This is a genomic window from Flexivirga sp. G2 (genome assembly GCF_055397625.1).
Genome location: NZ_AP039675.1, coordinates 1,023,910 through 1,049,188 on the forward strand (window position 1 = coordinate 1,023,910; position 25,279 = coordinate 1,049,188).

Here is a 25,279-nt window from a genome sequence, read left to right on the forward strand (position 1 = left end):
ATGCGTCTGACATTCCTGCTCGGTGAGGTCGGCAACGGGATCCGCCGCAATGCCTCGATGATCATCTCCGTCGTGCTGGTCTCGATGGTCTCGCTCTTCTTCCTCGGCGCCGGCCTGCTCGCCCAGCGCGAGGTCAGCACCGCCAAGGGCTTCTGGTACGACAAGGTCCAGGTCTCGATCTTCTTCTGCACGCCTCAGTCGACGCAGGCCGAATCGTGTGCCGACGGCGCCGCGACGCAGGCCCAGAAGGACCAGGTCAAGAGCCAGCTGGACGGCATGAAGCCGCTGGTCGAGCAGGTCTACTACGAGAGCGAGCAGCAGGCCTACGACCGCTTCAAGACGCAGTTCAAGCACAGCCCCTACCTGTCGGACATCAGCGCCGACTCGATGCCCTCGTCATACCGGGTGAAGTTGTCCGACCCGGGCAAGTACAACGAGATCGTCGCCTCGTTCGACGGCCAGCCCGGCGTCGAGGCGGTCAGCGACCAGAGCAGCGTGCTGAGCACGTTCTTCAAACTGTTGCGGGTGATCAGCGTCGGCGCCGTAGCGCTCGCAGTGGTGATGGTCATCTGCGCAATCCTGTTGATCACCACCACGATTCGGCAGGTTGCCTACACCCGGCGACGGCAGGTCAGCATCATGCGTCTCGTCGGCGCGTCGTCGACGGTGATCTATCTGCCGTTCGTCCTGGAGATCCTGCTGGCAACCCTGGTCGGGGCGGGACTCGCAGTCGGATTGCTGTGGGCCCTGGTGCATTACGGCGTCGAGGGTCTGTTCAACGGCGGCGGCTCGAGCAACGGGGAACTGGTCAGCATGATCGGCACCGGGGACGTGTGGGATTTCGCCCCCTGGCTGTTCGCCGGCGCGATCGTGATCGCGCTGGCCACCGCATGGATCACCCTGCGTCGTTATCTGAGGGTTTGAGGAGTCAGGTATGTCGTCCATCAACCACACGTCACCTCGCCGCGGACGGCTGGTCGCCGGTGCCTGCGCCGTCGCCGTGCTGGCCACCGCGATCGCCGCGCCGGCCTCGGCCGACGTCGACGACCAGAAGAAGAAGGCCGACAGCAAGGTCCGCTCCACGCAGCAGAACCTGGACGACACCTCGGCGAAGCTGGTCAAGGTCAACAACGCGTTGGTGCAGACCAACAAGAAGGTCGCCGGCGCGCAGAAGAAGCTGAAGTCCGCCAACAGCAAGCTGACCAAGGCCAACAACCACCTGCGGGACATGCGCTCGCAACTGGCGATCGCCAAGGCCGACGAGAGCAAGAACCAGAACGCCCTGGACACCAACAAGGTCAAGCAGGCCAAGTCGAAGATCCTGGTCGGCGGCATCGCCCGGCAGAGCTACATGTCCGGCGGGCTGGGCAATCTGCAGTTGACCCTCAACATCCTCACCAGCAAGGGCGACGTCACCTCGAAGCTGTCCGTCGCCGACATGGTGATGCGGCAGCAGGGTGGGGTGCTCAGCACGCTGGCCAGTGAGCGGGCCAACGGCACGGCGGCGGGGGACCGGTTGAGCGCCGCCCGGCGGCGGATCGCGACCCTCACCGTGAAGGCGACCAACGCCCAGACCGCGGCGGTGTCGGCGCAGAAGTCGGCGACCAAGGCCCGCGATTCGGTGGTCTCGCTGCAGAAGACGCAGACCGGGCAGCGCAACGCGCTCAAGAAGCAGAAGAAGATCGAGCTCGCCAACCTCGCCAAGCAGAAGAAGGAATCGAACCGGCTGGCCGCCATCATCCGCAAGCGCAACATCGCCGCCGCGAAGGCCGCGAAGCGTGCGCGGGAGACGGCGACCCGTCAGGCGGCGCCCCCGGTCGCCCGGTCCGGCGGCGCGCAAGCCGGCGGTGGTGTCCTGGCCGCGCCCGGGCCGATCGGGTCGATCGTGTCGGGCTTCGGCAGCCGGGTCAACCCGGTCCTGCACATCAGCATGCTGCACGCCGGCGACGACTTCCCCTACCCGTGCGGCACGCCGGTGCACGCGGCACGCGGCGGCACCGTCGCCAGCACCGGCTGGGACAGCGCGGGCGGCAACTTCGTGCTGATTGATCACGGCTACATCGGCGGCGCGAACATCGCCAGCTACTACGCGCACTTCGAGCGCCCGGCGATCGTCCACTCGGGACAGCACGTGAGCAAGGGCCAGCTGATCGGTTACTCGGGCACCACCGGGCGGTCCACCGGCTGCCACATGCACTTCGGCGTGATGGCCAACGGGCGCTGGGTCAACCCCATCCCTTACATATCCTGACCGGAGTCACCGCGCCGCTCGTAAACCGAGTTGTCCCCGCTCCGTAGACTGGTGCCATGGCCAAGAAAGCGAAGAAGTCCGCCAAGGACGAGCCGGCCAAGAAGGTCGTCGCCTCCAACCGCAAGGCGCGGCACGACTATCTGATCGAGGACACCGTGGAGGCCGGCCTCGTGCTGACCGGCACCGAAGTGAAGAGTCTCCGAATGGGGCGCGCCTCGCTCGTCGACGGGTATGCCGACGAGCGACACGGCGAACTGTGGCTGGAGAACGTCCACATCCCCGAGTACATCAACGGCAACTGGACCAACCACTCCACCAAGCGGCGTCGCAAGTTGCTGATGCACCGGCACGAGATCAACAAGCTGATCGGCAAGAGCACCGAGGCCGGGCACACCCTGATCCCGCTGTCGCTCTACTTCCTGAACGGCCGGGTCAAGGTCGAGATCGCGCTGGCCAAGGGCAAGCGGCAGTACGACAAGCGTCAGGCGCTGCGGGAGCGGCAGGACAACCGCGAGGCCGAGCGGGCGATGTCCCGCGCCGTGCGCCGCGCCCACAGTCAGACCCGCTGACCCCCGCCCCGGTATGACGCCGCGCACTCACTGATCGTTCAGACCGGCCAGGGTGTGGACGATCTTCCGTCGGACGGCGGGCACCCTGGCCAGCCCCGCGATCGCGAGGTTGCGAGCCGGCCGGACCCGCGGGTCCACCGTCGCCAGTCGGGTCAGCCGGCGCGTGAAGCGCACCACGGACACCGCTCGCGGGCGACGCTGCGCGCCATACCGCTCCACGGCGAACTCGTCCCCGCCGATCGCGGCCGTCAGTGCGTCGGCAGCGCTCAGCGCGTCGCGCAGACCGAGGTTCATGCCCTGCCCGCCGGCCGGGCTGTGCACGTGACCCGCGTCGCCGGCCAGCGCCACCCGGCCCACGGCGAACCGGTCGGCAACCCGGTGGTGGATGCGGAAGCGTGAGCCCCACAGGACCTCCTTGATCGTGACCGCCTCAGCCTGCGGGCCGCGTTCGCTCAGCAATGCCTGCAGGTATGCCGCGTCCGGCGTCTCGGGCGCCTCGCCCACGTCGGCGACGAGGCGGAAGGTGCCGTCCGGCAACGGCACCATGACGAGCACGCCGGTGTCGCCGAAGTAGATGCACGACTCCCGCTGCGGCAGCCCGCCGTCGATCCGGACGTCACCCAGCGCGAAACCGTGGGTGCCGGCCGCGTCGTCGGTGCCGAAGCCCACGCCGATCGCCTCGCGCACCCGGCTGTGCATGCCGTCGGCCCCGAGCACGTACCTTGCGCGCAGGCTCCGGCCGTCGTCCAGCGCCAGGTCGACACCCGACGGGTCCTGCGTCAGCCCGAGCACCTCGAGCGGCCGGTGTATGGCGACACCGAGCTCGGTGAGTCGGTCGGCCAGGATCGCCTCGGTCCGGTTCTGCGGTATGGCGAGCGCGAACGGGAAGGTCGTGTCCAGTCCCGCGAAGCTGAGAGGGAGCAGCACCCGGTCCCGATCGCGGATGCTGAAGTCGGGGCACCGCAGGCCCTCCTCGAGCATGCGGGGTGTCGCGTCGATGCGGGTCAGGACCTCGAGGGTCCGCGGGTGGACCAGGGTCGCGCGCGATGTCGGGCTGCCGGCGGCAGCTGCGTCGAGGAGGGTCACCTCGATGTCGCGGGCGGCGAGCGCGCACGCGGCCGCCATACCGACCGGGCCGGCGCCGACGATCGCGACGTCCGTGGTGCTGGGGATCATGCGGTTCCTCCGTATGTCAACGTTTGTGGACTTATCGGTCTACGCCTGTTCCGCTGCCTTGTCAACGCTTGTTGATTTATCATCGGGTCATGACTCCCGAGCCCGGTCGCAAGCGCTCCGCCGAGGACGCGCGGACGCGGATCCTCGCGGCTGCCCGGGCCCGCTTCGGCCAGGCCGGCTTCGAGGGCGCGACCATCCGGGCGATCGCGGCCGACGCCGGCTACGACCCGGCCCTGGTGATGCGCTACTTCGGGTCGAAGGAACAGCTCTTCGCGGTGTCGATCGACTACGACCTGGAGATCTTCGACCTCTCGGCGGTGCCGCGAGAGCAGGTGGGCGAGGCGATCGTGCGCGGCTACTTGGCACAGTGGGAGGGCTCGGACGGTGCCGACCGGCGCATCCTGCTGCGTGCTGCCGTGACTCACCCGGCGGCCCGGGCCCAGTTGGAGAAGCGACTCACCGAGCAGGTCGTCCGTCCATTGGTCGGGGCACTCAACCCGACCGAGAGCCAGGAACGCCACGAACAACGGGCCGCGCTGCTCGCCACCCAGATGCTCGGGGTCGCGCTCTGTCGCTACCTGTTGGAGCTTCCGAGCGTCACTGGACTGTCGGTCGATCAACTGGTGCGCTGGATCACGCCGACGGTCGACCGCTACCTCGTCGGGGATTTCCCGGACGCCTGAGGGTCGACATATCCCTCTCAGGGGGGACGCGATCCTCGGTCGACCGGCCTACGATCGAAGAATGAACGCGCCATACAGTCGTCGTCCCTGGCTGCGCTGGGCAGCACCGGGGGCCGCGCTCGCCACGATCATCGCCGGGTCGCAGATCGCCGCGCACTGGCCCGCCGATGCCGCCACGAACCTGCCGCCGCGCACCGCCGCGCAGCTGCTCACGGACGTGCAACGCGCGAAGCCGGTCGCCATGTCGGGCACGGTGACCGCGCACATGTCGCTGGGCCTGCCGCAGCTTCCGGAAGGTATGGCGGGCGGCGACCCGACCAACCCGATCAGTCTGCTCAGCGGCACCCACCAGGCGAAGGTCTGGTACGACGGCGCCCGGTCCGCGCGGGTCGCGGTCCTCGGCGACTCGGCTGAGACCGACGTGATCACCAACGGCAAGGGCCTGTGGGTCTGGAAGAGTGCGGACAAGTCGGTGCTGCATCTGACCGCGCCGGCAGCGAAATCCGCTCGTATGCCACATCATTCGGCGCAACAATCGGCTGATTCCGTGCCGAGCGCTGCGCAGCTCAGCACTCCGCAGGACGTCTCGGCCTGGGTGCTGAAGATGCTCGACCCGACCACTTCGGTCACGACGACGAGCAACGACCGCGTCGCCGGCCGGGCGGCATACGAGCTCGTTCTGACGCCGAAGTCCACGACGACCACGATCGGCTCGATCCACATCGCGATCGATGCGAAGAAGCACATTCCGTTGCGCGCAGAGGTATTCGCCCGTGGGGCCGGCAAGCCCGCGATCAATGTTGGCTTCAGTTCGATCAGCTTCACCAAGCCGCCGGCGAGCCGTTTCGACTTCACCCCGCCGCCCGGTGCGAAGGTCACCGACAAGATGCCGAGGACTGCGCACGCCAAGGCCGAGCACGCGCCGAACCCGCGGATGTCGAGTGCGGCCCCCAAGGTCGTCGGTAAGGCCTGGTCGTCGGTGCTCGTGGGGAACGTTCCCACGAAAACGACTGCGAACACCAAGGGTCCGAACCTGCAGAGTGCCCTGAAGCTGCTGCCGAAGGTCTCCGGCAGCTGGGGCAGCGGCCACCTGCTCAACACTGCACTCTTCAGTGCGGTCATCACCGACGACGGTCGCTTCGCCGTCGGCGCCGTCCGGCCGACGACCCTGTATGCCGCCCTCGGCTGATCTCTCCCCGGCGTCCGAGTCGCTGCGAGACACCTCGTGGGATGAGGCCTGTGCCATCGAAACCCATCGCCTGGCAAAGGTCTTCGGATCGCAGCGCGCGGTCGACGGGATCGACCTGCGGGTGCCGACCGGCAGTGTCTACGGCTTCCTCGGCCCAAATGGCTCCGGCAAGACGACGACGATCCGGATGCTGCTCGGCCTGATCGCGCCGAGCGAGGGGGAGCACCGGATCCTCGGCCACCCGATGCCGCAGGACCTGACGACCGCGCTGCACCGGGTGGGGTCGCTGATCGAAGGGCCGGCCTTCCACTCACACCTGTCCGGCCTCGCCAACCTGCGCCGACTCGACGCCGCGGACGCTCGTTCCGACGCGGCGACCAGCGAGCAGCGCATCGACCAGGCGCTTGATCGCGTCGGACTGAAACCCGCTGCCGGTAAACGGTTCCGGGCCTATTCGCTCGGGATGAAACAGCGACTGGCGATCGCCGCCGCGCTGCTCGCGCCCCGGGATCTGCTGGTGCTCGACGAGCCGACGAACGGTCTCGACCCGCAGGGCACCCGGGAGGTCCGACACCTGGTGAGCACACTCGCCGCCGACGGCATCACCGTGCTGATCTCCAGTCACCTGCTCGCCGAGATCCAGCAGATCTGCTCGCACGTCGGTGTGATGCGTGCCGGGAAGCTGGTGGCGCAGGGGAGTATCGACGAGTTGCGGGCGACCCAGACGGCGCAGCTCGTCGTGCACACCCCCGATGCGCAGCGGGCCGTGCCGGTCCTCACGCGGCTCGGCGTCGGCGAGGTGCACCGCGACGGAGACGTCGTGACCGGGCGCCCGGGAGAACAATTGCCGGAACGGATCTCGGCCGCTCTCGCCGAGGCGGACGTTCGGATCCGCCGGTTCGCGATCGACCGGCCGAGCCTGGAGGACCTCTACGTGTCCCTCACCGGTGAAGGCTTCGAGGTGAAGTCATGACGACCACCCCACAACGTTCTCCGCTCGTCGCTCGCTCCGATACTTCGCGGGGATCCCGGAAGATCGGGCGGTTCTTCCTGTCCGAGTTGCGCCTCATCATGGGGCGACGTCGCAACCAGGCCGGCCTCGTGGTGCTCGCCGCCCTGCCGGTGTTGCTGGGCGTGGCGGTCAAGCTCACCGAGAGCAACCCGCGCGGTGACGGCCCGCCGAATTTCGTCGACGACATCGTCGGCAACGGTGTCTTCCTGGCGTTCGCCGCGTTGACCTTCGAGATCACCCTGTTCTTCCCGTTGGCGATCTCGATGGTCTCCGGGGATGCGATCGCGGGGGAGGCCCACTCCGGGACGCTGCGCTACCTGTTGACCGTCCCGGCTGGTCGTGCCCGCGTGCTGGTCGTGAAATACCTTGGCATCGTTGCCGGTTCGTGCATTGCGGCGTTGACGGTGGCAGTGGTGAGCGCGGTCGTCGGCATACTTCTCTTCGGCACCGGACCGCTCACGACGCTGTCGGGGGACCAGATCCCGCTCGGGACGGGCTTGTGGCGGCTGTTGATCAGCACGGCATACGTCGCCCTCGGGTTGTGTGCGCTCGGTGCGCTGGGCCTGTTCGTCTCCACCCTGACCGAGCAGCCGATCGCCGCGACGGTCGCCGTCATGATCGTGACCGCGGCGATGTGGGTGCTGGACGCGATCCCGCAGCTCGCCTGGCTACACCCGTGGCTGTTGGTGCACCGGTGGCCGGCGTTCGCCGACCTGATGCGCAATCCGCCCGACTACAGCACCGTCCGGGCCGGAGTGCTCGTCGCCCTCGGCTACATCGTGGTGTTCCTGCTGGCGGCCTGGGCCCGCTTCGACGGCAAGGACATCACCAGCTGATCGGGGTATGGCGGAGGCGCTGAGCGCGCCGCCGATGAGCACCGGCACCGCGTACTTCGCCACTTCGGCCCAGCCCGTCGAGGACGCCATCGAGACCAGGTAGACGACCAGCAGTCCCGCGGTGGCCTTACCGGCGTAGCGGTGCTGCCGCCCGCTCACCAGCCAGAGCGCGAGCAGCATCTCGACGCCGGTGGCTGCGATCGCCGCGGTCGTCGCGACGCCCCGACCGGGGTCGTGCAGCAGCGTGCCGGTGTAGGTGACGAAGTGCGACCAGTCGCCCCACGACACCCCACTGCTGCCGGGCCGCCCGAGCGCGCCGAACCGATCGGCGACAGCGCCGACGAAGTCGAGCCCGAGCGCCACCGCTGTCGCCCGGCCGGCCCACCGCGTCAGCCGCGCGTGCGGTCGCCATACGGCAGACGCCGTTGTCAGCGCCACGAGCAGAACCAGGGCTGTCGTGACCGGCCCGAGGGTCACGCGGCCCGACGACCACCAGCAGATCTCGAAGACCAGTCCCCCTGCCACCCACAGCACACCGCCGATGCGGCGCGCGCCGTCCATCCGCTCCATGATCTTCTCCCGAGCCCATTGATAAGGTTCCTGACTATTCAGCAGCGTAGGAGGAGTTCAACCAAATGGTCAAGGCCCTTACTAATCCGTTCGCGGGCCGCCCGACGCCGTTGGGCACGTTGCTCGCCACTGCCGCCAAGCGCTTGTCCGGCGAACTCGACGCGGCCCTGGAGGCCGCCGGTATCGGCGATATCCGGGCCGCACACGCTCCGATCTTCATGGCCGTCGACCCGGCCGGTTCGACGGTGAGTGAGCTCGCCACGGCCGCGCAGCTGACGAAACAGGCGACCGGAGAGCTGATCCGCTATCTCGCCGATCGCGGGTACCTCGAGCAGCAGGTCGACAGCAGTGACCGCCGGGTGCGTCGGGTGCGCTTGACCGAGCGTGGTTGGTATGCCGTGCAGGTCGGCGAGCGGGTGATCGACGACTTCGATGCGTGGCTCGCAGGTGCGGTGGGGCAGGACAGTGTGGAAGCGCTGCGCTCGGTGCTGCAGCGGATCATCGTCACCGACCCAGCGGATCGGTGACGCCCTCCGGAGCCGTAGCTCCCTGACGACCCGTGGCTCGGTCGTCGATTCGTCCATCGCCGGACTCTCGACCGGCGATCGGGTTGGTCAAGGTGCCGATCAGCTGCAGGGCGCCGGATGGGTCGGCGAGGTCGACCATCTGCTGGTTGTTGCGCAACTGCAGCCGGTTGAGGCAGGAGAGCGCGAATTCCTCGGTGAACAGGTCGAATTGGGCGAATCGGTGCTCCAGGTGAGGTTCTGAGCGCTGATAGTCGCCCGCTGTCTCGGCCACCGTCGTCCAGAACGTGTCGGCGTCGAGCAGTCCCTCTTCGTCGAGGATCGCGCTCAGGTGCCGCAGGAAGCAGTCGAAGACGTCGGTGAAGATCGACAGCAACTGCACGTCCTCCGGCACGTCGGCGCGCACCCGCTCGACGTTCTCGGGAAGCGGGGTCTGCTCGGACATCACCACGATCTCCTCGGCCAGGTCCTTCAGGATGACTCGTTCGACCGCGCCGTCGTTCAGGACGAGGATGACGTTCTCGCCGTGCGGCATGAAGACCAGCCCGTAGCGGTAGAAACAGTGCAGCAGTGGGACCAGGTACGCATCGAGGTAGCCGCGCAACCATTGAGCGGGGCTGAGGCGGGATCGTTCGATCAGGGTACCGGCGATCGAATGTCCCTCTCGGTCGATGTGCAGCAGTGCTGCCATCGTTGACAATTCGCGGCCGGGTTCGAGTTGGCCGACCGGACTCTCCCGCCACAGTGCGGCGAGCATCTTGCGATAGGGGGAGGAGGTGTCGGTCGCCTCCTCGAACCGGGTTGCGTGGAAGCCGACCGCAGCGCGTTCGCGAATGATGCTGACACCGGTGCGTTTCAAGGAGTCATCGCCGGCGATCAGATCGGCGAGCCAGTCATTGATCGCCGGAGTGGCCCGCATGTATGCCGCGGAGAGTCCGCGCATGAAGCCCATGTTGATCACCGAGAGTGCCGTCTTCACATAGTGTTTCGCGGGGTCGGTGGCGTTGAAGAACGTCCGCACGGACTGCTGGGCACGATAGGAGTCCTTGCCCGTGCCGAGGAGCACCAGCCGCTGCTGGGCGACTTCGGCGGCGAACGTCACGGACAGCTTGTTCCACCACTGCCACGGGTGCACCGGGATGAAGGTGTAGTCGGCGGGCTGCAGGCCGAGACTGTGCAACCGTCGGTCGAAGTCGTCGACCTGGTCTCCGAGTTCCGACCGCAGGAACGTGTCGTACGACGTGTCCCGGCAGGACGTGAACGTCGCGAGGTCGCGCCGTGCCGCGACCCAGAGCAGGTGCACGTCCTGGGCGGATTCCGGTGCGAATGCTTGATATTCGTGCGATCCCCAGCCGGTGCGTCCGCTGTTCGCCAGGAAGCAGGGGTGTCCGTTGAACATGCCTGCCTCGATGGCCTGGAAGCCTGCATCGATCAGCTGTCGACTCGTGGGTGTCGATCCGGAGAGCTTGAAGGCGACCGCGGAGATCGTGGCCGTGATCTCTTCCAGGTACACGGGCAGGATGTCGTCGGACAGTCCCAGCGCGGTGCGGAAGTCGAGCACGAACCGCAGCAGGTCCAGCGGGCGGTCGACCCCGGCAGTGGTGCAGCGCATGGACTCGGCATCGAGCAGCCAGTGATCGAGCGGCAGCCGTCGGGCGCTGAACGTGTATGTCGTGCCACCGTTCTCGGTGCTGAGCGACCACTGGTTGTCGCCGATGTGCCTCGGGGTGAGCAACCGCTCGTGGCTGAATTCGGACAACGCCTTGGCGAGCAGGTATCGGTTCGCGGCTGCCCAATCGGTGGGATTGAGATGGACAAGTGCCGTGTCAGCGGCGGGATAGGGGTTCGCGGTCACGTCATACTCCTGAGGTCGTGGTGGGACGGAACGCGTCGCGGGTGCACACACTCAGCAGCGCGGTCTTCCCGGGCAGCGTGATCTCGTGCAGTGGCACGAATCCGACGGCCGCATTGAGGCGCTGCACCGCGGCGTTGCGGACGTCGGGCTCGACCACCACCCGCCGGACGTCCTGGTCGGCGAAGATCGCGGTCAGTACGGCTGCGATGACCGACCGGGTGAAGCCGTGCCGAGGTGTGTCGGTGGGTGCGACCAGGAAGTGCATGCCGGTGTCTCCCGGTTCGGCGTCATGGGCGTCGACGAGCTCGACGTGAGCCGGGTCGTAGCGCTCCATGAGGAACGCCGGCGAGCCGTCCACGAAACCGAGGAACGCATCGTGATGCGGCGCAGCAGCGATCCGCTGATACTCGGTCACGACGTCCTGGACAGACGCGTCACCCATCATCCAGAACGTCGCCTTCGGGTGCGTCACCCACGAGTGCAGGAGGGCGGCATCGAGCTCGGGATCGACCGGACGGAGGGCGAATTCGCCGTTGGCATCGCTATACACGGGATGGGGGTCGGGCGTCATCAGATCGCTCCCGCGGGTGCGCCGAAGTCCTGGAACGCGATGGACTTCTCGACCGGGTACGGCTCGCGACCGGTCAGTTCGCGGACGATGCACGAATTGCGGTACGCGCCCATCCCGAGGTCGGGCGAGGACACGCTGTGCACGTGCTCGCCGGCGCTCTGCAGGAAGATGCTGCGACCGTCCACATCGACGGAGTAGTTGCGGGCGATGTCGAACCTGCCTCGGCCGTCGAAGCGCAGTCGGTCGCGGATCGGCGCCAGGAATTCCGGAACCGGGTGGTGGTAGCCGGTGGCGAGGATCAGCCCCTCAGTTTCGACGGTGAAGGTTCGGTCCTGCTCGTGGTGATGCAATCCCAAGGTGTACGAACCGGATTCGGCGTCATACTCCGCACTGTCGAGCGTTGTGTTGGTGAGCAGTCGGGTGGTCGGCGCAGACTGCAGGCTCTGCGCGTAGAGGTTGTCGAAGATGTCGTTGATGAGGTCCGCGTCGATTCCCTTCGACAGCGACTTCTGTTCCTTCGTGAGTCGGTAGCGATCGTCCTCGGGGAGCGCGCTGAAGTAGTCGATGTAGTCGGGTGACGTCATCTCGAGGGTCAGTTTGGTGTATTCCAGCGGGAAGAATCTCGGCGATCGGGTCACCCAATTCAGTTGGTAACCATGGGTTTCGCGTTCGCCCAGCAGGTCTGAGTAGACCTCGGCCGCGCTCTGTCCACTGCCGACGACCGTGATGCTGCGCTTGGCCTGGAGAGCTGTTCGGTGGCGCAGATAGTGCGCGTTGTGGACGGCGTCGCCCGCGAGGTTCTGCGCTGCCGGTGGGAGGTATGGCGTGCTGCCGGTGCCCAGCACCAGCTTCCGAGCGCGATGCTCGACGAGTTCGCCGGAGCCGGACTGCCGCGACATGACCCGATAGGTCGCATCGGTCTCGTCATACGTCACGGTCTGCACGTCGTGGCCGAAGCGGATCGAGGTGAGCCCGTCCGCCGCCCACCTGCAGTACTCGTTGTACTCACGGCGCAGCGGGAAGAACGATTCGCGGATGTAGAACGGGTAGATCCGCTCGCGTTGCTTCAGGAAGTTGAGGAAGCTGAACGGCGAGGTGGGGTCTGCGAGTGTCACCAGGTCTGCGAGGAACGGGACCTGCAGCGTCGCCCCCGGCAGCATCATGCCCGGGTGCCAGTCGAACGACGCGCCTCGTTCGAGGAACACTCCGTCGACGTCGTCGAGCGGTTCGGTCAGGCACGCGAGGCCGAGATTGAACGGGCCGAGCCCGATGGCGATGAAATCGTGTGTGGTCATGGCGTTTCTCCCCTCAGGAAGCCAGCGACGGCTGCGCGGGCAGGTGGGCCGATGCATACCCGGCGATGAGCTCGAGCACGTCCGTGATGTCGGCGAGGGTCGTTCGCGGATTGAGCAACGTGAACTTCAGGAAGGTGCGCGTGTCGACCGTGGTGCTCGCGATCATCGCCTCAGAGTTCGCCGAAAGCGCGCTGCGTGCAGCCAGATTCGCGTCATCGAGGGCCTCCGACGGGTGACCGTCGATCGGGTTCGGTGCGTAACGGAAGACGAGAGTGCTGAGGTCGGAAGCGGTGACGATCTCGAACCGCGGGTCCGCGTCGATCACCCGGTGAGCGTCGGCGGTGAGTTCGATGACCCGATCGAAGAGTTCGCCGATCGCGTCGGCGCCCATCACGCGCAGGGTCAGCCACAGTTTCAGCGCATCGAAGCGGCGCGTCGTCTGCAGGCTCTTGTCGACCTGGTTCGGGATGCCGGCCTGTGCCATCCGCGCTGGATTCAGGTAGTCGGCGTGATGCCGGCCCGCGTCCATCCACTCCGCGCGGCGGACCAGGATCGCACTGGCGCTGACCGGCTGGAAGAACGACTTGTGGAAGTCCACCGTGACCGAATGGGCGTGCTCGATGCCCTGCAACAGGTCGCGGCGGGTGGGGGAGACCAGCAGGCCTCCGCCGTATGCCGCATCCACGTGTAGCCACACGGGTTCCGGCTGCTCCTGGACGAGGCCGGCGATCTCGCGGAGTGGATCGATCACTCCGAAGTCGGTGGTGCCGGCTGTTGCGACGACGGCCATCGGGATCGCACCCTCCGCTCGCGCGGCAACGATCGCCGAGCGCAGTGCGTCGGTTCGCATCCGCCTGCTGTCATCGGTCGTGACGGTCACGACGGCATCGTCATGGAGGCCGAGCAGTCGTGCCGCCGTGCGAACGCTGAAATGGCTGTCGGCAGAAGCGAATACGCGCAGCGCAGGTAATGCGTCCACGCGATCGCGACCGGATGCGACGACGGCGCGCTCGCGAGCCAGATAGAGCGCGTGCAGATTGGACTGGGTGCCGCCGCTGGTGAAGATGCCGTCGCTCGAGGCCGGGTCGAATCCGAGCCGCGCGCAGGTCCACCCGATCAGACGCTGCTCGATCAGCGTGCCGCCGCCGCTCTGGTCCCAGGTGTCCAGCGACGAATTGACAGCGCTCGCAACGGCATCCGCGACAACAGCGGGAGTGACGACAGGACAGTTCAGATGGGCGAGATACCGCGGGTGATGGAAGTAGACCGCGTCGCGCAGGTAGAGCTCGTCGAGCTCGCGGAGCGCACTCGGGGTGTCACCGAGGGGGTGGTCCAGATCGACGGTGTCCACGGCCGGCCGTATGACGTCGGGATCGACTCCCGTGAAGGGACTCGGGCAGTCGGCGAAACGCGAGGAGACCGTACCCACGGCACCCACCAGGTCTCGTTCATAGCGTGCGGGGCTGTGCGCGTCGAGCAGGAATTCGGTCGGGTCCGGGAGCAGGGGCATTGCGTCCTCTCGTTGCTGACAAAGGCTAGGCTAACCTAACAACAAGTCCGAGAGGGGATGCAAGGTGGCGTGCGCCACATCCGAATTCAATTGGGGTGAAAGGAGATTGGATGAGGGGGGCCGAATCGGTGGCTGTCGACCAAGGAGTGTCGGCCACAGCAAAAGGCCCCGAGAACACCTGTCTCGGGGCCTTCGCCGTGGGCAATGGTCAGTCGGTCACCTTGCGGCTGAGCCGCCACTGGGTGACCGCGGCATACAGCGTGGCGAGCACGAGCAGCATCACGATCTCCAGCACGAAGACGCCCGCGGAGTGCTTCCAGAGCGGATCCGTCTGCGAGATGAGGATGTTCCGGACGTCGGTCGTGGCGGCCGATCCGGCATACCCCCAGCGAGCCGGCGTCAGCCAGGAGACCTGCTCCAGGCCCGGACGACCGTTGACCGGGAAGAGACCGCCGCACAGCGCGAGCTGCGCCATGATCGAGATGACGAGCGCCGGCATCGCCTGCTCGGACGTCTTGACGATGCTCGACAGGAGCAGCCCGAGCGACGCCGCGGCGAACGCGGTCAGCCAGCAGGCGACGATGATCTCCACCATCGGTGAGCCGAGCAGGACCGCGCCGTCGGGCATCGGCTTGCGGATGCTGACCAGGCCGACCATCAGGATCGTCTGCAGCAGCGTGAGCACTCCGAAGATCGTCAGCTTGCCGGCCAGGTATGCCTGCGGGGAGAGGCCGACCGCCTTCTCCCGCTGGTAGATCGCGCGTTCGCCGACGAGCTCACGGATCGTCGCCGCCGTACCCATGAACACCGCGCCGATGATCAGGAAGACCAGCAGCTGCAACGGCTCGGTGGTGTGGATCTTCACCTCGCCGGGCCCTCGGCCCATCGGCGGTTGCTGCTTGAGTCCGTAACTGCCGGGCACCAGCATCGCGACCAGCGCGAGGGCTATCGGCAGCACGAGCATGAAGACGGAGTAGCCGCGGTCGGCGAGTATGACGCGCACGTGGCGTCTGGCCAGCGTCGACAGCTGGGACGGGATGCTCTGCTGCCGCGGCGGCTTCTCCAGCGGCGGCGGCTCGCGGCGGGGTGCGCTCAGCGGACCTTCGACCTGCTCGTCCTCCAGCGGTGACTCCTTGAAGCGTCGCTGCGCGCCGCTCGGGTCGCCGGTGACCGAGGTGAAGACATCGGCGAAGTCGGCGGCGCCGAAGAAGGACAGCAACTCGTTCGGCGGACCGAAGTAGGCGACCTTGCCGCCCGGCGCCAGCAACAGCACCTTGTCGCACACGTTGAGGTTGGCGACGCTGTGCGTGATGACACCGACGGTCCGGCCGCCGTCGGCCAGCTGTCGCAGCGTCTGCATGACCTGCTTGTCCAGGCCCGGGTCGAGACCGGAGGTCGGCTCGTCGAGGAAGAGCAGCGACGGCTGGGTCAGCAGCTCCAGCGCGACCGAGGTGCGCTTGCGCTGGCCGCCCGACAGCTTGTCGACGCGGGTGTGCGCGTGCTCGGTGAGGCCGAGCTCGGCCATCACCTCGTCGACGCGCCGCTCGCGCAACTCGGCCGGCAGGTCGTCCGGGAAACGCAGCTCGGCGGCGAAGCGCAGCGCCTGCAGGACGGTCAGTTGCCGGTGGACGACATCGTCCTGCGGCACGACACCGATGCGGTGCCGCAGATCCTGGAAGTTCTGGTAGAGGTCTCGGCCGTCGTAGTAGACCTCGCCCTCGGTGGCCGGCTGCGAGCCGATCAGTGCCTTGAGCATGGTCGACTTGCCGGCGCCGGACGGCCCGATGATCGCCAGCAGGCTCGAGCCCTCGAGCGCGAACGACACGTCGTCCAGCAGCTTCTTGCCGTCCGGCAGGGTGAAGCTGAGGTGGTTGGCGACGAAGTTGACGTCGCCTTCGTCGACGCTGGCGACGAGCTGGCCGTGGCGGACCGTGAATCGGGAGTGGCCGACGGCCAGCAGGTCGCCCTCGCCGAGATGGGCGCCACTGATGCGTTGACCGTTGACATAGGTGCCGTTGCGGCTGCCGAGATCCTCTACGTCATACCCGCCACGGGACGGGACCAGTCGAGCGTGCTGGCGGGAGGCGAGCAGGTCATCGACGACGATCTGGTTCTCCAGGCCGCGGCCGATCGTGATCGCACCGCCCTGCCCGCCGGCCGGGCCGGGTTCGACGGCCATGACCTGCGGCACCGAACCGGTCACCGTCGCGTGGCCACTGCGGTCCAGCGGCGCGCGCTGCTCCATCGGGCCGCTGGGCAGTGAGTAACGATCGAAGACGACGCCGGTGTTGCTCGGTGCCGAGGGAAGCGCGACGCGCTGCTTCTTCGGACGCGTCGGCAACGGCTGGCTGGCGGCCCGGGCTCGCGCGGGCTCGGCCCGCTGCTTCGGGGCCGCCTGCGCGGGCTGCTGCTGAGGGGTCGCACGTGCCGAATGCGAGGGCAACGAGACCCCGGCGGCAGGTGCGGCGGACGGCGTCGCCGGTTGCTCCCGTATGGCGGCAGGCGCTTGCGGGGTGCGCACGGCAGCACCCGCTGGCGCCGCCTCGAAGCGCACCTCGGGGCCGGCTGCACCACCGATCCGCAGCGTGCTGCCCGGGCCGACGGCCATCGGGGCGGTGATCCGCGCACCGTCCAGGAAGGTGCCGTTGGAGCTGCCGAGGTCGGTGACGGTGAGATGTGTGCCGTTCAGCGCGAGTTCGGCGTGCCGACGCGACGCGAGCGCGTCCGTGATCACCAGGTCGCAGTCGAGGCCACGGCCGACCACGACGGTCCGCCCCGACTCGAGCGAAACGGTGCGTCCCTCGCAGCTGACCCGGACGGCGAAGTTGGTAGCGATGGCTGCTGCCCCCATGTGTGTCGTTGCGGCGCAGCGTCGCTGCGGCCCCTAGCGGCGCACCCGACGTTCGTTTCGTACCTCGGGTGACTGTCTCGAAGTGACTGCACCCTACCGAGGACGGACTGCTCAGACGTTCAACAGCCACCCATCACGTACTTCGAAGGTCGCCGCGCCGATGCCGATGCGGTCGCCCTCGGACAAGTGCGTGCGTTCGACGCGGCGTCCATTGACGTAGGTTCCGTTGCGACTGCCGAGATCTTCCAGGATGAGTCCGTCGGCGTCCGCGGTGATCCGGACGTGGTGCCGCGACACGAGCATGTCGTCGAGGACGATGGAGTTCTCCCGGCCGCGACCGATGGTCAGCGCCTCGGGTTCCGGCTCGGCAGCCGGCTCCTGCACTGCGGGCGTCGTCACCGTCGCTGCCTCGTTGAACGAGGTGTCGTGCTGCTGGGCGGGGGCGTCATACGAAGGCCACTGCTGGGCCGACTGCTGGGCCGGCTGCTCGGGCGCTTGCTGCGGTGCCGGCTGATAGGGCGGCGGGTAGTAGTCCGCTGCCGGGGCGGGAGTCGGCCGGTAGGGCTGTGCGGGTGTGCCGTGGTGCGCCTCCCGCGTGGACTGCCACTGGTCGGCGACCTCCTGAGCGGTCTGCGCGGTGCCGCCGGTGACCCAGGGCTGGTCGTGACCGGCCGCGGGAGCGAACTGCTGCGGCTCGGCGGGCTGCGCCGGGGGCGCGAACGCGGCCGGCCCGCGCCAGGGCGCCTGCTCCGGCTGCGGCGGCGCGGAGCTCCAGTCGATCGGGGTCGGCTGCGCGGGCTGCTGCGGCGGTTGGTTCCACTGCTGCTCGGCCTGCGGGGCACCCCACTGCTGGTCCTGCCCGTATGGCGGTTGCGGCGCACCCTGCGCGGGGCCCGCGTCATACCCCTGGCCGGGCTGTTGCGGGTTCGGCGTGTGACCCCACTGCTGCTGATGACTCGGCTGCGAGGGGTCGTACGGGTTGCTCATCGAAAGCCTCCGTTGGATCTGGCGCGCACTGCTGGACGTGTGACGGGTGCCACGTGGCCCACGCACACAGTGCCCAAGCCTAACCCGCGCCGAAAGTCGAGCCGTCCCCTTCGATTAACCTGTGCGGTAGGAGCCAGCCGTACACCCCGTCGTAGTTTCGTCGACACAGAGGCAGGTACCGATGTCATCGTCCGTCCCCGGATCCACCCCGGAATCCACTCCGGAGTCAGCCCCCGCCCCGCAGGACAGCACGCGGCCGGCGCACGGCCACCTGCCCACCGATCGACACCGTGTGGTGATCATCGGCTCGGGTTTCGGCGGTCTGTTCGCGGCCCGCAAGCTGGCCGGCGAGGACGTCGACGTGACGCTCATCTCGACGACCGCCTACCACCTCTTCCAGCCACTGCTCTATCAGGTGGCGACCGGGATCCTGTCCGAGGGACTGATCGCGCCGACCACCCGCGAGGTGCTCGCGAAGCAGAAGAACGTCGAGGTCGCGTTCGGCACCGTCACGGACATCGACCTGGAGGCACAGACCGTCACGGCGTCCGCGTTGACCGTCCGGACCAGTTACGACTACGACTCGCTGATCGTGGCGGCCGGTGCCGGCCAGTCCTACTTCGGCAACGACCACTTTGCCGAGTTCGCGCCCGGCATGAAGAGCATCGATGACGCGCTCGAGCTGCGGGCACGCATCTTCGGTGCATTCGAACTCGCCGAGTTGGCAGCGGCTTCCGGGCGGGAGAAGGACCTCGACCGCCTGATGACCTTCGTCGTCGTCGGTGCCGGACCGACCGGTGTCGAGATGGCCGGCCAGATCGCCGAACTCTCCAGCCGCACGCTGCCCCACGACTTCCGGCACATCGCCGCCGAGAAGGCGCACGTGATCCTGCTGGACGGCGCCGACCAGGTGCTCGGCGGCTTCGGCTCCCGGCTCGGGAAGAAGGCCGAGAAGCGTCTGCGCGAGATGGGCGTCGACGTCCGGCTCAACGCGATGGTCACCGACGTCGACGGAGCCGGCATCGAATACCGTTCTCCCTCAGGCGGAACCGAGCGCATCGCGGCACTGACCAAGGTCTGGGCCGCGGGCGTGCAGGCCAGCAGCCTCGGCAAGACGCTGGCCGAGCAGACCGGTGCAGAGCTCGACCGGTCCGGCCGCATCGCGGTCAACCCCGACCTGACGTTGCCCGGCCACCCGGAGGTCTTCGTCGTCGGTGACATGATCTCGCTGGACAACCTGCCCGGTGTCGCCCAGGTCGCCATACAGGGCGGGAAGTTCGCCGCGAAGCAGATCCTGCGACGGATCAAGGGCCAGTCGACCGACCAGAAGTTCCACTACTTCGACAAGGGCTCGATGGCGACCATCTCGCGGTTCAGTGCCGTCGCCAGCGTCGGCAAACTGCGGATGTCGGGCTTCCTCGCCTGGGTGATGTGGCTGGCCGTACACCTTTGGTACATCATCGGATTCAAGAGCCAGGTCACCACGTTCTTCCACTGGGCGGTGTCGTTCCTCGGCAGCTCTCGGGGTGAACGCACCGCGACCGAGCAGCAGATCTTCGCGCGCAGCGCGCTGCAGCGGCTCGGCGACGAGTTCGACCCGAATCTCCGGCTCAGCAAGGGCCGGCCGATGCCGGAACGCTCACGCAAGTCGGCGGGCGACGAAGCGTCCTGACCCGCCGAGGTGTCTCGAACTCGTCTCGGAGTCCTGGCTGACGAAACTGGGGTGCCCTGCTCGGGGCACCCCAGTTTCGTTGTGTGGCAGCCAGGTTCAGTTGCTCGGCTTGGTCAGCAAGCAGCCGTCGACGCTGAGGTCGAGGTGGCGGTCCTGCGTCAAACAGGTCGTGATCCAGTAGGTCTCCTGGGCATAGCCCTGACCCTCGGTCGCGGTCGTTGTGCCGTCGTCGTTCACCTCGCACGGGTTGTTCAGCGTGCACTGCTCGCCGTTCTCGTTGATCGTGTTGTTGACCGCGACCACCTCACCCGAAGCGTCATCCAGGACGGGGGAACCGGAGGAGCCGCCGATGATGTCGCAGCCGGGCATGCTGTAGCGAACCGAGTCGTGCATCGTCCAGTCCGCTTCCTTGAGCGTGCCGACGAATCCGTTGACGCCGCAGTGCCAGGTGCGCTGCCAGTAACCGGACGCCACGGTGATGGACGTCTTGTCGGCCGGTTTCGCGTCCGACAGGGTCAGCGGTGCGATGCCGGTGTCGCCGGTGATCTCGTCGTACGTCGCATCGAGTTCGTAGAGCGAGATGTCGGTCCCGGTCATCGTGGAGTAGAGCAGTTTGTCGGCGGTGACGGTGCCGACCGGATCGCCGTCGGCGTTGAGCAGCTTGCCGGTCCGGCTGCTCGGCTGATCGGTGATCACCTCGCCCGCTCCCGGCATACCGCCCTCGTAGCAGTGGCCGTTGGTGAGCATCAGCGCATGGTCGGTGCCGACGGACTGTGCATACCGCACCAGTGACGCGGAGCAGTCGTCGAGCGCGATGGTGCCGACCAGTGAGTCGGCGGCGGCGGTCGTGACCGCGGCGGTGTCGGGCACGGTCTGCGCGGATGCCGTTGCGGTGGTGGCGATTCCGGCGCAACTGAGGATGGCGGTGGCCAGTGCTGCGTGACGGAGAACCTTCATGAGGTGGTGCCTTTCACGGTCGGTGACGGAGAGGGACGGTCCACGACTCTGGTGTCTGCGCACGGAGCGCGTCACAGAAGTAGGCCGATGATTACCGGCTCTTGGACAAGTTCTGCACGGCCGCTGACCGGGCGCAGACGTTTCCCTGGACAGCGACGAGGCCGGCCCGGCATACAGGGGACGGCACGACGAAGGCACCCGGTGCGCTCACCGGGTGCCTTCTGCTGAGGTCGGGGTGTCAGCCCTCGTGCTTCTCCAGCGCGACGAGCACGCCGGCCGCGGCGAAGTACTTGTTGGAACCGAGATCGCGCACGGTCTTGATGCCGAGCAGCTCCTTCAACGCCTCGGTATGGCGGGGCGTCAGCCCGGCGAGCGCGTCGACCGGTGCGTCGAGGATCTCCTTCAGGCTCTTGTCCTCGTACGCCTTGTCGAGCTTCTTGGCGAGATTGACCGAAACTGCCATGGCACGTCCTCCAAAAGTGGTGATCCGTTGAGGCTTCCGGCCCACGACGGGTCGGGGCACTCGTGATCGTTGCGCGCTCGGTCGCTGCTGGCAAGGGTCGGGAGAGGACTCCCAGCAAGTGCACGGTTTCGCCGGGTCCGTAGGGTGCCAACATGCGGCCTCATTACCCGATTGCGACCCATCGCCTCGACAACGGACTGCGAGTGGTCGTATCGACCGATCACTCGGTGCCGACGGTCGCCGTCAACCTCTGGGTCGGCGTCGGGTCCCGGCACGAGCAATCCGGTCGCACCGGCCTGGCGCACCTCTTCGAACACCTGATGTTCCAGGGGTCGCAGAACGTCGCCGAGGGCGAGCACTTCTCGGCGCTGCTCGCACAGGGCGCCCAGCTGAACGCGACCACCTGGGTGGACCGCACCAACTACTTCGAGGTGGTGCCGACCGGTGCGCTGGAGCTGGCCCTGTGGCTCGAGGCCGACCGGCACGGCCGCCTGCTGCCGGCGCTGACCCAGGAGAACCTCGACAACCAGCGCGACGTGGTCAAGGAGGAGAAGCGTCAGCGCTACGACAACGTCCCCTACGGCACCGCGTATGCCGAGCTGACCGGCCTGGTGTTCCCCGAGGGCCATCCGTACCACCACACGACGATCGGCTCGATGGACGACCTCGACGCTGCATCGTTGACCGACGTGCGTGAGTTCTACAGCCGTCACTACCGGCCGAACAACACCGTCCTGACCCTGGTGGGCGATGTCGAACCGGACGCCGGGTTCGCAATGGCCGCAAAGTATTTCGACGAGCTGACCAACCCGGAAGTGCCGGCGGACCGCCCGCTCGCCGAGTCGCTCGCCCCGCTGACCGATCCGGACCGCCTGGAGCGGACCTGCGACGTACCGTCGGATCGGATCTACTTCGGCTTCCGGCTGCCGCCCGGCGGGACCGACGAATTCATCCGTGCCGAGCTGGCTTTCGACGTGCTGGCCGGCCTGGCGACCTCCCGGCTCTACCGGCGGCTGGTGCGCAGCGAGCAGGTCGTCACGCATGTCTCGCGCAACGCCGGGGGGCGGGTCGACGGCACCTCGATGGGTGCGCTGATCGTCGATGTGGCCGACGACGCCACGGTCGAGCAGGTCGAGCAGATGGTCGGCGAGGAACTGCGCCGGCTGGCGGCCGAGCCGCCGACCGGACCGGAGATGGCCGCGGCGCTCGCGGACGTCGAACGCTGGTGGCTGCAGAGCCTGGCGCAACCCGACGAGCGCGCGGACGTCATCAGCGGCAACACGCTGCTGTATGACGACCCGAACCACCTGAACACCTACCTGGACCGGGTGATGGCGGTGAACGCGCAGGACGTCGCGGCGAGTGCTGCCGCCTACCTGCGGCCGGAGTCGGCCGCGGTCGTCGTCTATCGCAAGGAAAGTCGCAACGCCCTCGACAACACTCTCGACACCACTCTCGACACCACTTTCCACAAGGAGCAGAACTGATGGTGCAGCCCCGCCCCGTCGTGCCCGTCGCGCAGCCGTGGGAGTTCCCGGTCGGCACCCGGCATACGCTCCGCAACGGCATCGAGGTGCTGCTCTACAACCGACCCGGGCAGCACATCACCTCCACCCGGTTGCTCGTCCCGGCGCCGATCGCCGTCGAGCCCCGCGAGCTCGAGGGTGTCGCCACGATGGTGGCGCGCACGATGGACGAGGGCACTCGCAGCCACACCGCTGACGAGATGGCCGAACTCTTCGAGGTGAGTGGCATCGCCTACGGCGCAGCGTATGGCGCACAGGGTCTCACCCTCGAAACCGATGCAACTGCAGCCACATCGGCACAGGGGTGGGCGCTGATGGCCGAGTGCCTGCAGGAGCCGGCGTTCCCCGAGCAGGAGGTCTCGCGCCACGTCAACCAGCGGCTGTCCGAGATCGAGCACGAAGCGGCGTCGCCCGACGCGCGCGCGGCCAAGGAATGGGCAGCGAACTTCTACGACCAGCGGTCACGCGCCGCACGTCCGGCCGGCGGGGCGACCGAGACCGTCGGCGCGATCACCGCGGCGGACTGTGTCGCCTTCCACCGCAACTGGGTGCGCCCGACCGGCGTGACCGTCGTGGTCGCCGGTGAGATCGACGAGGCGCGGACGCTGCGCGACCTGGATGCCACTCTGGGTGGTTGGCAGGTGGACGGCGTTGCGCCGCAGGATGATTCGCCGATCGCGGTCGTCGCCGAGGGACTGACCCGGGTGCGCTTCGTGCACCGTCCCGGAGCCGTGCAGACCGAGCTCTATCTGGGTTCGTTCGGGCCGGATCGGCGGGTGGCCGGAGGGTGGGCGCCCTATCCGGCGCTGAGCTTCGTGCTCGGCGGCTCGCCGAACGCCCGGCTGGATGCCGTGCTGCGCGAGGAGAAGGGCTACACCTACGGCTTCCGGGCGATGTTCCGGCCGCGTGCGGAAGGCGGCACGTTCCTGGTCTCCGGCTCGGTGCGCAGCGACGTCACCGTCGAGGCGACCCGACTCACCCTGGAGATCCTCGATGCTGCGCGCGACGGCTTCACCGAGGAGGAGACACGTGCCGCCACGGACTTCATCGGCAAGACGGCGCCGGCGCGCTACGCCACAGCGGATGCCGTTGCCGACGAGGCCGCTGCGCTCCGATCCAACGGCCTGGGAACGGATTTCGTCTCGTCATACCTCGAGCAGCTGGCGACGCTGCAGGCGTCCGACCTCGACACCGCCTGGCGCACCTGGGCCGACCAGCCCCGCACGATCGTGCTCGTCGGCGACGCCGAGCAGCACGCCGAAGGCATCCGTGACCTCGGCATCGGCGACGTCACCGTCGTCTGACAACGCGGGTCGAGTAGCGGTGAGGGACGAGCCGCGTATCGAGACCAAGGTCCTTGAGGAGCGAGGGACGAGCGATTGAGGTCCTTGAGGAGCGAGGAACGAGCGTCTCGAAAGGTCCTCGCTCGGGTCACTCCACCTTCTGACGCTTGCGCCGACGGACCGATCGCACCGTGAGCGGGCCGACCAGTCGTGGACCGGACAGGCGCTGCTCCAGCCGGTGGCCCTCCCGGCGTACCGGCTGGGCGACATACTCACCGAGGATCACGCCCGCAGCGAGCGCCAGCAGCACGACGGCGGCATTCATCAGCTCGACCAGGCCGCCGGAGTCACCGGCCGAGAGGTGAGCCAATCCGCGGTAGACGGACAGACCGGGCAGCAGCGGAACCACGCCGGCGACCACGAGCACCAGCGTCGGGACCTTGATGCGGGACGCGATGGTGTAGCTGATCAGACCGACGATGATCGCAGCCAGGGCCGCCGGCCAGGCGACTCCGAGCCCCGCTCGGTACGCCGCGATGAACGCAGTGGCGGAAACCGTTCCCAACAGGGCGGTCGGCAGCAGCGCTCGAGCAGGAGCATAGGACGAGAACGCGAAGGCGCCCGCGCTGATCGCGCCGCCGAGCATCATCTGTGGCCACGGCGGGTACGCACTCGCCCCGGGTGTCAGATTGACCAGCTTGACCCCCAACGCCGTGGCGATGGTCAGCCCACCGCTGACGCCCGCGATCGCTCCGGCGGTCGCCAGAGTTGCTTCGAGGGAACGCGCGGCGGCGGTGAGCGGGAATCCGGTCAGCGCATCTTGTACGGCACCCATGTAACTCATGCCCGCCAGCAGCAGGATGATGCCGGCGCTGACGATCCGGCTCGGATTGTCGCTCAGCCCTGTTGCGACCATGAAGACGGCGAGCAGGGTCGCGAAGAGACCGCCGGCGACCTGCTGGTAGAAGCTCGGCAATCGTCGTCGGCCCAGGTAGCGCTGGATGATGTCGATGCCCATGGAGCCGAAGAACGCCGCGGCCAGGACCACCGGACGGGCGCCCAGCAGCAGACCGATGCCGAACCCCATGACGCCCAGCCCGACCGTCACGATCCGGCGGGAGCGTTCGTGCCCCGAGGACACGATCTGGGCGAGCTGGGTGCGGGCCTCGTCGCGGTCGATCTTGCCGGCCACCAGGTCACGGACCAGCCAGTCGACCCGGGTCAGGTCCTCATAGTCGATCTCTCGCTGCGTGACGTTTCGGACCTGGATGAGGCCGGGGTCGTCGGGGGACTGCTGGTGGGTCAGTTGCAACTCGGTGAAGGTCACACTGGCACTCACTCCACGCAGTCCGCAGGCGATGCAGACGTTCTGCATCTGGGCGCTCACATCGGCGGCGCCGGCGCCTGAGGACAGGAGTAGCTCCCCGACGCGCAGGGCCAGATCGAGGGTGGGATAGGTGTCGTCCGCCGTCATCGCGGGCAAGTGTGACCGATGGCAC

At 67.8% G+C, this 25,279-nt stretch carries 21 protein-coding genes; 11 read left to right on the forward strand and 10 right to left on the reverse strand.

Features of this window, described 5'->3' with window-relative positions:
- Genes ftsX through smpB form a run of 3 tightly spaced genes read left to right on the forward strand, consistent with a single transcriptional unit; the run spans position 1 to position 2,820 of the window.
- Positions 1–924, forward strand: coding sequence for a permease-like cell division protein FtsX (gene ftsX, locus ACZ50J_RS05095; protein WP_464300186.1), 924 nt, complete (start codon positions 1–3; stop codon positions 922–924).
- A 10-nt stretch (positions 925–934) separates the two neighbouring features.
- Positions 935–2,251, forward strand: a complete 1,317-nt coding sequence (locus tag ACZ50J_RS05100; protein WP_464300187.1) for a peptidoglycan DD-metalloendopeptidase family protein — start codon at positions 935–937, stop codon at positions 2,249–2,251.
- 56 nt (positions 2,252–2,307) lie between these two features.
- A complete protein-coding gene (gene smpB / locus ACZ50J_RS05105; protein ID WP_464300188.1) occupies positions 2,308–2,820 on the forward strand; it encodes an SsrA-binding protein SmpB in 513 nt (170 codons plus the stop codon).
- A 27-nt stretch (positions 2,821–2,847) separates the two neighbouring features.
- On the opposite strand, the gene ACZ50J_RS05110 is transcribed toward smpB, so the two are convergent.
- Positions 2,848–3,996 carry an FAD-dependent oxidoreductase gene (locus tag ACZ50J_RS05110; protein ID WP_464300189.1) on the reverse strand — a complete coding sequence of 383 codons (1,149 nt, stop codon included), beginning with the start codon at positions 3,994–3,996 and terminating at the stop codon, positions 2,848–2,850.
- Positions 3,997–4,085: 89 nt separating this feature from the next.
- On the opposite strand from ACZ50J_RS05110, the gene ACZ50J_RS05115 reads away from it, so the two are divergent.
- The 5 genes from ACZ50J_RS05115 (at position 4,086) to ACZ50J_RS05135 (ending at position 8,813) form a co-directional block, all read left to right on the forward strand.
- Positions 4,086–4,679 carry a TetR/AcrR family transcriptional regulator gene (locus ACZ50J_RS05115; RefSeq protein WP_464300190.1) on the forward strand — a complete coding sequence of 198 codons (594 nt, stop codon included), beginning with the start codon at positions 4,086–4,088 and terminating at the stop codon, positions 4,677–4,679.
- 61 nt (positions 4,680–4,740) lie between these two features.
- A complete protein-coding gene (locus ACZ50J_RS05120; RefSeq protein WP_464300191.1) occupies positions 4,741–5,868 on the forward strand; it encodes a LolA family protein in 1,128 nt (375 codons plus the stop codon).
- Entirely contained in the window at positions 5,852–6,841 is a 990-nt protein-coding gene (locus tag ACZ50J_RS05125) for an ABC transporter ATP-binding protein (RefSeq protein ID WP_464300192.1), read from the forward strand. Before ACZ50J_RS05120 ends, ACZ50J_RS05125 begins: the two co-directional genes overlap by 17 nt.
- Positions 6,838–7,716, forward strand: a complete 879-nt coding sequence (locus ACZ50J_RS05130; RefSeq protein ID WP_464300193.1) for an ABC transporter permease — start codon at positions 6,838–6,840, stop codon at positions 7,714–7,716. The genes ACZ50J_RS05125 and ACZ50J_RS05130 overlap by 4 nt, the downstream gene beginning before the upstream one ends.
- A gap of 635 nt (positions 7,717–8,351) precedes the next feature.
- On the forward strand, positions 8,352–8,813 hold the full coding sequence (locus ACZ50J_RS05135; protein ID WP_464300194.1) for a MarR family transcriptional regulator: 462 nt from the start codon (positions 8,352–8,354) through the stop codon (positions 8,811–8,813).
- Here the strand turns inward: ACZ50J_RS05135 and ACZ50J_RS05140 are convergent.
- The 6 genes from ACZ50J_RS05140 to ACZ50J_RS05165 form a co-directional block, all read right to left on the reverse strand.
- Entirely contained in the window at positions 8,791–10,665 is a 1,875-nt protein-coding gene (locus ACZ50J_RS05140; protein ID WP_464300195.1) for an IucA/IucC family protein, read from the reverse strand. The genes ACZ50J_RS05135 and ACZ50J_RS05140 overlap by 23 nt on opposite strands.
- Position 10,666: 1 nt before the next feature.
- Positions 10,667–11,236, reverse strand: coding sequence for a GNAT family N-acetyltransferase (locus ACZ50J_RS05145; RefSeq protein ID WP_464300196.1), 570 nt, complete (start codon positions 11,234–11,236; stop codon positions 10,667–10,669).
- Positions 11,236–12,531 carry a lysine N(6)-hydroxylase/L-ornithine N(5)-oxygenase family protein gene (locus ACZ50J_RS05150; protein ID WP_464300197.1) on the reverse strand — a complete coding sequence of 432 codons (1,296 nt, stop codon included), beginning with the start codon at positions 12,529–12,531 and terminating at the stop codon, positions 11,236–11,238. Before ACZ50J_RS05150 ends, ACZ50J_RS05145 begins: the two co-directional genes overlap by 1 nt.
- Positions 12,532–12,544: 13 nt before the next feature.
- Entirely contained in the window at positions 12,545–14,041 is a 1,497-nt protein-coding gene (locus ACZ50J_RS05155; RefSeq protein WP_464300198.1) for a pyridoxal phosphate-dependent decarboxylase family protein, read from the reverse strand.
- Positions 14,042–14,249: 208 nt separating this feature from the next.
- The gene (locus ACZ50J_RS05160; protein ID WP_464300199.1) at positions 14,250–16,892 is read right to left on the reverse strand and encodes an FHA domain-containing protein; all 2,643 of its coding nucleotides are present in this window, start codon (positions 16,890–16,892) and stop codon (positions 14,250–14,252) included.
- Positions 16,893–17,003: 111 nt separating this feature from the next.
- Positions 17,004–17,879: an FHA domain-containing protein gene (locus ACZ50J_RS05165; protein WP_464300200.1), complete on the reverse strand. Its 876-nt coding sequence runs from the start codon at positions 17,877–17,879 to the stop codon at positions 17,004–17,006.
- Positions 17,880–18,060: 181 nt separating this feature from the next.
- On the opposite strand from ACZ50J_RS05165, the gene ACZ50J_RS05170 reads away from it, so the two are divergent.
- Positions 18,061–19,551, forward strand: coding sequence for an NAD(P)/FAD-dependent oxidoreductase (locus ACZ50J_RS05170; protein WP_464300201.1), 1,491 nt, complete (start codon positions 18,061–18,063; stop codon positions 19,549–19,551).
- A 96-nt stretch (positions 19,552–19,647) separates the two neighbouring features.
- Here the strand turns inward: ACZ50J_RS05170 and ACZ50J_RS05175 are convergent, their stop codons facing one another.
- Together ACZ50J_RS05175 and ACZ50J_RS05180 are read right to left on the reverse strand one after the other, a co-directional pair.
- A complete protein-coding gene (locus tag ACZ50J_RS05175) occupies positions 19,648–20,508 on the reverse strand; it encodes a trypsin-like serine peptidase (RefSeq protein ID WP_464300202.1) in 861 nt (286 codons plus the stop codon).
- A 238-nt stretch (positions 20,509–20,746) separates the two neighbouring features.
- Positions 20,747–20,971: a hypothetical protein gene (locus tag ACZ50J_RS05180; protein ID WP_464300203.1), complete on the reverse strand. Its 225-nt coding sequence runs from the start codon at positions 20,969–20,971 to the stop codon at positions 20,747–20,749.
- Positions 20,972–21,123: 152 nt separating this feature from the next.
- Here ACZ50J_RS05180 and ACZ50J_RS05185 point away from each other — a divergent pair, with 152 nt between their 5' ends.
- Both ACZ50J_RS05185 and ACZ50J_RS05190 read left to right on the forward strand, forming a co-directional pair.
- Positions 21,124–22,458: a M16 family metallopeptidase gene (locus tag ACZ50J_RS05185; RefSeq protein ID WP_464300204.1), complete on the forward strand. Its 1,335-nt coding sequence runs from the start codon at positions 21,124–21,126 to the stop codon at positions 22,456–22,458.
- Positions 22,458–23,801 carry a M16 family metallopeptidase gene (locus tag ACZ50J_RS05190; RefSeq protein WP_464300205.1) on the forward strand — a complete coding sequence of 448 codons (1,344 nt, stop codon included), beginning with the start codon at positions 22,458–22,460 and terminating at the stop codon, positions 23,799–23,801. Before ACZ50J_RS05185 ends, ACZ50J_RS05190 begins: the two co-directional genes overlap by 1 nt.
- Before the next feature lie 127 nt (positions 23,802–23,928).
- Here ACZ50J_RS05190 and ACZ50J_RS05195 read toward each other — a convergent pair whose 3' ends face one another.
- A complete protein-coding gene (locus ACZ50J_RS05195; RefSeq protein WP_464300206.1) occupies positions 23,929–25,254 on the reverse strand; it encodes a threonine/serine exporter family protein in 1,326 nt (441 codons plus the stop codon).
- Positions 25,255–25,279: the final 25 nt, after the last annotated feature.

Bases quoted from the DNA above. Each gene is read 5' to 3' on its own strand.
- ftsX (WP_464300186.1), top strand. From the start codon at position 1: ATGCGTCTGACATTCCTGCTCGGTGAGGTCGGCAACGGGATCCGCCGC.
- ACZ50J_RS05100 (WP_464300187.1), top strand. From the start codon at position 935: ATGTCGTCCATCAACCACACGTCACCTCGCCGCGGACGGCTGGTCGCC.
- smpB (WP_464300188.1), top strand. From the start codon at position 2,308: ATGGCCAAGAAAGCGAAGAAGTCCGCCAAGGACGAGCCGGCCAAGAAG.
- ACZ50J_RS05110 (WP_464300189.1), bottom strand. From the start codon at position 3,996: ATGATCCCCAGCACCACGGACGTCGCGATCGTCGGCGCCGGCCCGGTC.
- ACZ50J_RS05115 (WP_464300190.1), top strand. From the start codon at position 4,086: ATGACTCCCGAGCCCGGTCGCAAGCGCTCCGCCGAGGACGCGCGGACG.
- ACZ50J_RS05120 (WP_464300191.1), top strand. From the start codon at position 4,741: ATGAACGCGCCATACAGTCGTCGTCCCTGGCTGCGCTGGGCAGCACCG.
- ACZ50J_RS05125 (WP_464300192.1), top strand. From the start codon at position 5,852: ATGCCGCCCTCGGCTGATCTCTCCCCGGCGTCCGAGTCGCTGCGAGAC.
- ACZ50J_RS05130 (WP_464300193.1), top strand. From the start codon at position 6,838: ATGACGACCACCCCACAACGTTCTCCGCTCGTCGCTCGCTCCGATACT.
- ACZ50J_RS05135 (WP_464300194.1), top strand. From the start codon at position 8,352: ATGGTCAAGGCCCTTACTAATCCGTTCGCGGGCCGCCCGACGCCGTTG.
- ACZ50J_RS05145 (WP_464300196.1), bottom strand. From the start codon at position 11,236: ATGACGCCCGACCCCCATCCCGTGTATAGCGATGCCAACGGCGAATTC.
- ACZ50J_RS05150 (WP_464300197.1), bottom strand. From the start codon at position 12,531: ATGACCACACACGATTTCATCGCCATCGGGCTCGGCCCGTTCAATCTC.
- ACZ50J_RS05155 (WP_464300198.1), bottom strand. From the start codon at position 14,041: ATGCCCCTGCTCCCGGACCCGACCGAATTCCTGCTCGACGCGCACAGC.
- ACZ50J_RS05160 (WP_464300199.1), bottom strand. From the start codon at position 16,892: ATGGGGGCAGCAGCCATCGCTACCAACTTCGCCGTCCGGGTCAGCTGC.
- ACZ50J_RS05165 (WP_464300200.1), bottom strand. From the start codon at position 17,879: ATGAGCAACCCGTACGACCCCTCGCAGCCGAGTCATCAGCAGCAGTGG.
- ACZ50J_RS05170 (WP_464300201.1), top strand. From the start codon at position 18,061: ATGTCATCGTCCGTCCCCGGATCCACCCCGGAATCCACTCCGGAGTCA.
- ACZ50J_RS05175 (WP_464300202.1), bottom strand. From the start codon at position 20,508: ATGAAGGTTCTCCGTCACGCAGCACTGGCCACCGCCATCCTCAGTTGC.
- ACZ50J_RS05180 (WP_464300203.1), bottom strand. From the start codon at position 20,971: ATGGCAGTTTCGGTCAATCTCGCCAAGAAGCTCGACAAGGCGTACGAG.
- ACZ50J_RS05185 (WP_464300204.1), top strand. From the start codon at position 21,124: ATGCGGCCTCATTACCCGATTGCGACCCATCGCCTCGACAACGGACTG.
- ACZ50J_RS05190 (WP_464300205.1), top strand. From the start codon at position 22,458: ATGGTGCAGCCCCGCCCCGTCGTGCCCGTCGCGCAGCCGTGGGAGTTC.
- ACZ50J_RS05195 (WP_464300206.1), bottom strand. From the start codon at position 25,254: ATGACGGCGGACGACACCTATCCCACCCTCGATCTGGCCCTGCGCGTC.